The sequence below is a fragment of the Amycolatopsis sp. NPDC059027 genome (assembly GCF_042739735.1).
GTDB lineage: Bacteria > Actinomycetota > Actinomycetes > Mycobacteriales > Pseudonocardiaceae > Amycolatopsis.
On record NZ_JBHYIK010000006.1, the window covers coordinates 121,756 to 128,519 of the forward strand.

The following is a 6,764-nucleotide window of genomic DNA, read 5'->3' on the forward strand; positions in this document are numbered from 1 at the left end:
GGGGTGTACCCCCCCTACCCCCGCCCCCGCCTAACGACACACAGCCTCTCTGTCGCCACCTCCGCCCCCCCCGGGGGGGGCGGGCCCCCCCCCGCCCCGCTTCGCACCGGCCGTAATGCTGCTCACCGTCACGGTTGACTTGGTGAAGGCTCCCCGGTCGGAGTAGGTACGCTGGGGACCGTGACCGTCGCGCTAGGTATGCCAGCCCTGCCACCGCCCGTCCTCTCCGAGCGCCGCCCCACCCGCCAGCTGCAGGTCGGGCCGGTCGGCGTCGGCAGTGAGTACCCGATCTCGGTCCAGTCGATGACGACGACGCTCACCGCCGACGTCAACGCCACCCTCCAGCAGATCGCCGAGCTGACCGCGGCCGGCTGCGACATCGTGCGCGTCGCCTGCCCGTCGGCCGACGACGCCGAGGCGCTGCCCGCGATCGCGAAGAAGTCGCAGATCCCGGTGATCGCGGACATCCACTTCCAGCCCAAGTACGTCTTCGCCGCGATCGAGGCCGGGTGCGCCGCGGTCCGGGTGAACCCGGGCAACATCCGCAAGTTCGACGACCAGGTCAAGGAGATCGCGCAGGCCGCGAAGGACCACGGCACGCCGATCCGGATCGGGGTCAACGCCGGTTCGCTGGACAAGCGGATCATGGACAAGTACGGCAAGGCGACGCCGGAAGCCCTCGCCGAGTCGGCGCTGTGGGAGGCGTCGCTGTTCGCCGAGCACGACTTCCACGACATCAAGATCTCGGTCAAGCACAACGACCCGGTGGTCATGGTGCGGGCCTACGAGATCCTCGCCGCGCAGTGCGACTACCCGCTGCACCTCGGCGTCACCGAGGCCGGTCCGGCGTTCCAGGGCACGATCAAATCCGCCGTCGCCTTCGGTGCCCTGCTGCGTCAGGGCATCGGCGACACGATCCGCGTGTCGCTGTCCGCGCCGCCGGTGGAAGAGGTCAAGGTCGGCACCCAGATCCTGCAGTCGCTCAACCTCCGCCCGCGCAAGCTGGAGATCGTCTCCTGCCCGTCGTGCGGACGCGCGCAGGTCGACGTCTACAAGCTGGCCGACGAGGTCACCGCGGGCCTCGAGGGCATGGAGATCCCGCTGCGCGTGGCCGTGATGGGCTGCGTCGTCAACGGCCCCGGCGAGGCACGCGAGGCCGACCTCGGCGTCGCGTCCGGCAACGGCAAGGGCCAGATCTTCGTCAAGGGCGAGGTCATCAAGACCGTGCCCGAGCACGCGATCGTCGAGACCCTCATCGAGGAGGCCATGCGCATCGCCGAAGAGGCGGGCGAGACCGCCGGCGAAGGTGAGCCGGTCGTCACCGTCGGATGAGGGCCTAACCCTGAAGGTGGTGCTGGGCGGCGTCGCGGATCTGGATCTTGACGTTCTCCAGCGCCGCGGTCAGCTCGTCGACCTGCTGCCCGGCGAGTTCGATGGCGCCCTGGATCGCGATGGCCGTCGACGTCTCGCCCAGCACCCCGAGTACAAGGGACCGCAGGTCCTCCAGCTCGCTCTTGGTCGCCAGCGCGACCCCGGTCGGGACCTGCTCGGCCAGCTGCTCCAGCTGATGTGCCTGCTCCTGGATGGTCATCGGTCGTTCCTTTTGTGCGGCGGGGACGTGTAATGGGGACGAGAACGCCCTCGTCCGTGTTAGCAAACCTCGGTGAAGTCCCGCTGCCGAACAGCACGGCCTACGCTGGGCGCATGAGCGTCAGCTGGGCCGTCCGGACGCCGCACCCGGTGGTGCGGCCGCTGGTCGCGCGCTACGTCGGCTACGCGCAGCAGAACGTCACGCTGCCGGTGCACCGCGGCCTGCCGTCACGCCATGTGACGCTCATCATCAGCCTGGAGCAGCCGGTGCGGATGGCGGGCCCGCGTCCCGAGTACACGAAACGCGCGCAGGCCTTCGTCGGCGGGCTGCACACCGAAGCCGTCCTGATCCAGCAGGACCTCGTCCAGGCCGGGATCCACCTCGAACTCGACCCGCTCGGCGTGCGGACGCTGCTCGGCGTCACCGCGGCGGAACTGAGCGGTTACGTCGTCAGTCTCGACGAACTGGGTTTGCCGGATCTCGCGAGCCTGCCCGAGCGGCTCGTCGAGGCGCCGACGTGGCAGCAGCGGTTCGCCATCCTCGACGACGTCCTCGCCGCGCGGGCGAAGGAACTGGTCGAGCCCGCACCGGAACTCGACGAGGCCTGGCGGCGCATGCGAGGCACGGCCGGTCAGGTTCGCGTCGGCGAACTCGCCGAGGAGATCGGCTGGAGCCGGCGTCACTTCGGGGAACGGTTCCGCGCCGAAGTCGGTCTTGCCCCGAAGCAGGTCGCGCGGGTGCTGCGGTTCGAACGGGCCGGCGCGTTGATTCGTCGCGGCGAGCCGGTCGACCTCGCCGGGATCGCCGTCGCGTCCGGGTTCTACGACCAGGCGCATCTGTCCAACGAATGGCGGGCACTGGCGGGCTGCACGCCGCGGACGTGGATCCGGGAGGAGCTCCCGTTCCTCCAAGACTCCGACGTCTTCGGCGAACCAGACTGAGGACATGACCGAAACACCAGCACCGACTGTCCGGCCCGCGTTCCGCTACGACGACGCGCCCGCCGCCATCCGTTTCCTCGTCGACGTCATCGGGTTCCGCGAGGCCCTGGTGGTCTCGGGCGACGACGGCCTCGTCCAGCACGCCGAACTGCGCTGGCCCGAGGGCGGTGGCGTCATGCTCGGCAGCGTCAGGCCGGAACAGGACGGCGTGCACGACAGCATGAAACCCGGCACCGGCGCCGCCTACGTCGTTTCGGACCACGTCGACGAGATCCACGAGCGCGTCCGCGCCGCCGGTGCGGAGATCACGCTCGGCCTCCACGACACCGACTACGGCTCGCACACCTTCAGCCTCCGCGACCCGGAGGGCAACGCCTGGACCATCGGCACCTACCGCGGGGCGCCGTAGCCGCTGTACGCACCAGGTTTGTCCGAGCGTATACATAGGCTTGCGTTCCGTTCACGGGCTTCATCTGGCAGGCTAGACACGTGTTGCGGCTTGCAGGTGCACGGCTGCTCGATGATCGGGACTATCCGGCGGTCCGTGCCGCGCTCGCCGCCGACCCGGTGGGCAGCTGCATGGTCAGCGCCCGGGTCGAGGCTGCCGGTCTCGACCCGTGGCGGCTCGGTGGTGAGCTCTGGGCGGCCGATTCGCGGCCGATCCGCGCGTCCCGCCTGCAGGGGCTGTGCTTCTCCGGGCCCAACCTGATTCCCTTGCGCGGCAACGCTTCGGCGCTGCGTTCCTTCGCCGACCGGGCGCTACGGCGCCAGCGCAACTGCTCGTCGCTGGTCGGCCCGGCCGAGCAGGTGCTCGGGCTGTGGGACGAGCTGTCCGGGGAATGGGGCCCGGCCAGGGAGATCCGGGACGACCAGCCGCTGATGGCGCTCGACGGGCCGCCGCTGGTCGCGGCCGACCCCCGGGTGCGCGCGGTCCGTCCGGACGAGCTCGAGCGCTACCTCCCGGCCGCCGTGGCGATGTTCATCGAGGAGGTCGGCGTCGACCCGCGCAGCGGCGACGGCGGCGCCAGCTATCGCGCCAGGGTCAGCGAGTTGATCGCGGGCGGGCGCGCGTTCGCCCGGTTCGAGGACGGCGAAGTCGTGTTCAAGGCCGAGATCGGCGCGATGTCGGCCACCGTCGGGCAGATCCAGGGCGTCTGGGTCCATCCGGGACGCCGCGGCGACGGCATCGGCACCGCGGGCACGGCGGCGGTCGCCACCCGCCTGGTCCGCGGCCTCGGCCGCACCGCGAGCCTGTACGTCAACGGCTACAATGCCCCCGCGCTCGCCGCGTACCGCAAGATCGGGTTCAAGCAGGTCGGCCAGTACGCGACCGTCCTGTTCTGACAGCCCTGTTCCGACGGCGCGTTCGCTCTTCCGGGTCGGCGTTGCGGACCCGCGACAGCCACGGCGAACTGGCACCATCCGGGCCCATGCGCCCCGCTCCACCGCGCCCTCGCCACCCTGCCCGACGTCGTACCGCGGGACTCGCGCTGGCGTTGCTGGCCGTCGTCCCCCTCACCGCGTGTGGTGCGCGGGAACCCGACGACGTGCTCGAAGGGTTCCTCGCCGCTGTCGCTTCCGGGGACATCGCCGCGGCGGCGGAGGCGACCGACGCCCCCGCCGCCGCCCGCGCGACGCTGACCCAGGTCCGTACCGCCCTCGCGCCGGAGTCGGTCGAGGTCACCGAACGGCACCTCAACAAGGCGGGCACCTCCGGGACCGGGACCTACCGGCTGACCTGGCGTCTCCCCGGCGGACGGCAGTGGTCCTACGCCGCTTCCGCGCAGGTGCGCTCCGCGCAGGACGGCTGGCAGGTGCACTGGCAGCCGCAGGTCGTCCACCCCGAACTCGAAGACGGCCAGAGCCTCGCGATCCGGCCGGCGCCCGCGCGGCTGGAGCCGGTCCTCGACCGCGACGGCGCTCCGCTGCTGCGGCCGCAACCCGTCGTCGGCGTAGTGGTCGACCCGGCGCAGACCTCGGACGCCGAGGACGTCGCCACCCGGCTCGGCTCCGCGCTGCACGCCGTGGAACCCAGCCTGACCGGGAAGTCGGTGCTCGACGGCATCAAGGCCACCAAACCCGGCGGCGCGTACCCCGTGCTCACCCTGCGCGCGAGCGACTACCAGCGGGTCAAACCGGCGATCCACGACCTGCCCGGCGTGCGCTTCAGCAGCCAGGAGCGGCTGCTCCCGGCCACCCGCGACACCGGGCGCCAGGTGCTGCCCGCGGTGCGGTCTCTCGTCGAGCAGCAGGCAGCGGACGCCGCGGGCTGGCGCGTGGTGAGCCTCGACGCCGGCGGGGGAGAGGCGGGCGAGCTGTACCTGCAGGCCGCGAAGACGCCGCCTGCGGTGACCAGCACACTGAGCGCGAAACTCCAGTCCGCGGCCGAAAAGGCGCTGGAGCCGGTACCGGCGGCCGCGGCGCTCGTCGCGGTGCGACCGTCCACAGGGGACTTACTGGCGGTCGCCCAGAACGACGCGGCCGACGAACAGGGCTCGCTCGCGCTCTCCGGCCGGTTCCCGCCGGGGTCGACGTTCAAGATCGTCACCGCGGCCGCCGCGCTGTCCGCGGGCACGGTGGGCGCCGGCAGTCCCGTCGACTGCCCCGGAACCGCGACGTTCGCCAACCGGACCGTGCCGAACGAGGGAGAGTTCGCCCTCGGTTCCGTGCCGCTCTCGACCGCGTTCGCCCGTTCCTGCAACACGACGTTCGCGCGGCTGGCCACCGACCTGCCGCCCGCGGCGCTCACCGACAGCGCTCGCTCTCTGGGCATCGGGGCGGACTTCGTCGTCCCCGGCCTGACCACGGTGACCGGCTCGGTGCCGCCCGCGGAGACGGTGGCGCAGCGCGCGGAGAACGCGATCGGCCAGGGCACCGTCGTGGCCAGCCCGTTCGGGATGGCGCTCGCCGCGGCCGCCGTCCAGTCCGGCCGGGTCCCCGTGCCGTCGCTGGTGCGGGGGCAGCCGGGGAAGGCGAGCGGCACCGGCCTCGCGCCGCGCCCGGAGGTGCTCGACGCGTTGCGCGGCATGATGCGCGACGTCGTCACCGAGGGCACCGCGACCGGGCTGCGCGACCTCCCGGACGTCCACGGCAAGACCGGGACGGCCCAGTTCGGCGACGGGACGCACGCGCACGGCTGGTTCGTCGGATACGCCGGCGATCTCGCCTTCGCCGTGCTGCTCACCGACGCGGGCTCGTCGAAACCGGCGGTCGAAGCCGCGCGCCGGTTCCTGAAGAGCGGTTCCTGAGGAACACGGCCCGTGCGGGGCGTCGTAGGGTGGAGGGCATGTCCCGTGCTCCATTAACGCCCGGCGTCCAGACGCCGCGCCGCGCCGTCCCCGCCACCATCGCCCGTCCCGAGTACGTGGACAAGCCCGCGCCGAAACGGGACTCCGGCAACGGCGTGCGCACGCCCGAGGTGATCGAGGCCATGCGGGTCGCGAGCCGGATCGCCGCGCAGGCGCTGGAGGAGGGCGGCAAGGCCGTCAAGCCCGGCGCCACCACGGACGACGTCGACAAGGTCGTCCACGAGTTCCTGCTCGACCACAAGGCCTACCCGTCGACGCTGGGCTACCGGCGGTTCCCGAAGTCGTGCTGCACCTCGCTCAACGAGGTCATCTGCCACGGCATCCCGGACTCCACGGTCATCGAGGACGGGGACATCTGCAACATCGACGTCACCGCCTACATCGGCGGCGTGCACGGCGACAACAACGCTACGTTCCTGGCGGGCGACGTCTCCGAGGAGGCCCGGCTGCTGGTCGAGCGCACCCGCGAGGCGACCATGCGCGCCATCAAGGCCGTGCGGCCGGGGCGGCGGCTCAACGTCATCGGCCGGGTCATCGAGTCCTACGCCAAGCGCTTCGGCTACGGCGTCGTCCGTGACTTCACCGGGCACGGCGTCGGCCCCGCCTTCCACACGGCGCCCACCGTGCTGCACTACGAGGAGCCCTCGGTCGAGACCGTGATCGAGGAGGGCATGACCTTCACGATCGAGCCGATGATCACCCTCGGCACCATCGACTACGACATCTGGGACGACGACTGGACCGTCACCACCAAGGACAAGAAGTGGACGGCCCAGTTCGAACACACCCTGGTGGTCACCGCCGACGGCGCGGAGATCCTCACCCTGCCGTAGCGGGCGGCGGCGGGGGGCGGGCCCGGCTCCCCCCCCCCCCCCCCCCCACAGCCCGGGGTGCGGGTTGGGCGCCCGCCCGGGGCGCCCGTAG

At 71.9% G+C, this 6,764-nt stretch carries 7 protein-coding genes; 6 read left to right on the plus strand and 1 reads right to left on the minus strand.

From position 1 onward, the window contains the following. Positions 1–180: 180 nt before the first annotated feature. Positions 181–1,332, plus strand: a complete 1,152-nt coding sequence (ispG, locus tag ACFWY9_RS06205) for a flavodoxin-dependent (E)-4-hydroxy-3-methylbut-2-enyl-diphosphate synthase (RefSeq protein ID WP_378338289.1) — start codon at positions 181–183, stop codon at positions 1,330–1,332. A 4-nt stretch (positions 1,333–1,336) separates the two neighbouring features. Here ispG and ACFWY9_RS06210 read toward each other — a convergent pair whose 3' ends face one another. Continuing rightward, entirely contained in the window at positions 1,337–1,591 is a 255-nt protein-coding gene (locus ACFWY9_RS06210; protein WP_378330491.1) for a hypothetical protein, read from the minus strand. A gap of 113 nt (positions 1,592–1,704) precedes the next feature. Between ACFWY9_RS06210 and ACFWY9_RS06215 the strand changes: the two genes are divergently transcribed. The 5 genes from ACFWY9_RS06215 (at position 1,705) to map (ending at position 6,673) form a co-directional block, all read left to right on the plus strand. Then, positions 1,705–2,532 carry a helix-turn-helix domain-containing protein gene (locus ACFWY9_RS06215; protein ID WP_378338290.1) on the plus strand — a complete coding sequence of 276 codons (828 nt, stop codon included), beginning with the start codon at positions 1,705–1,707 and terminating at the stop codon, positions 2,530–2,532. A gap of 4 nt (positions 2,533–2,536) precedes the next feature. Then, entirely contained in the window at positions 2,537–2,941 is a 405-nt protein-coding gene (locus ACFWY9_RS06220; protein ID WP_378330489.1) for a VOC family protein, read from the plus strand. Between the two features lie 80 nt (positions 2,942–3,021). Continuing rightward, positions 3,022–3,876 (plus strand): GNAT family N-acetyltransferase, encoded by an 855-nt coding sequence (locus ACFWY9_RS06225; RefSeq protein WP_378330488.1) that lies wholly within the window; start codon positions 3,022–3,024, stop codon positions 3,874–3,876. A gap of 86 nt (positions 3,877–3,962) precedes the next feature. Then, positions 3,963–5,780 (plus strand): penicillin-binding transpeptidase domain-containing protein, encoded by a 1,818-nt coding sequence (locus ACFWY9_RS06230; RefSeq protein ID WP_378338291.1) that lies wholly within the window; start codon positions 3,963–3,965, stop codon positions 5,778–5,780. A 38-nt stretch (positions 5,781–5,818) separates the two neighbouring features. Beyond that, the gene (gene map / locus ACFWY9_RS06235; RefSeq protein ID WP_378330486.1) at positions 5,819–6,673 is read left to right on the plus strand and encodes a type I methionyl aminopeptidase; all 855 of its coding nucleotides are present in this window, start codon (positions 5,819–5,821) and stop codon (positions 6,671–6,673) included. The last annotated feature ends 91 nt before the right edge of the window (positions 6,674–6,764 follow it).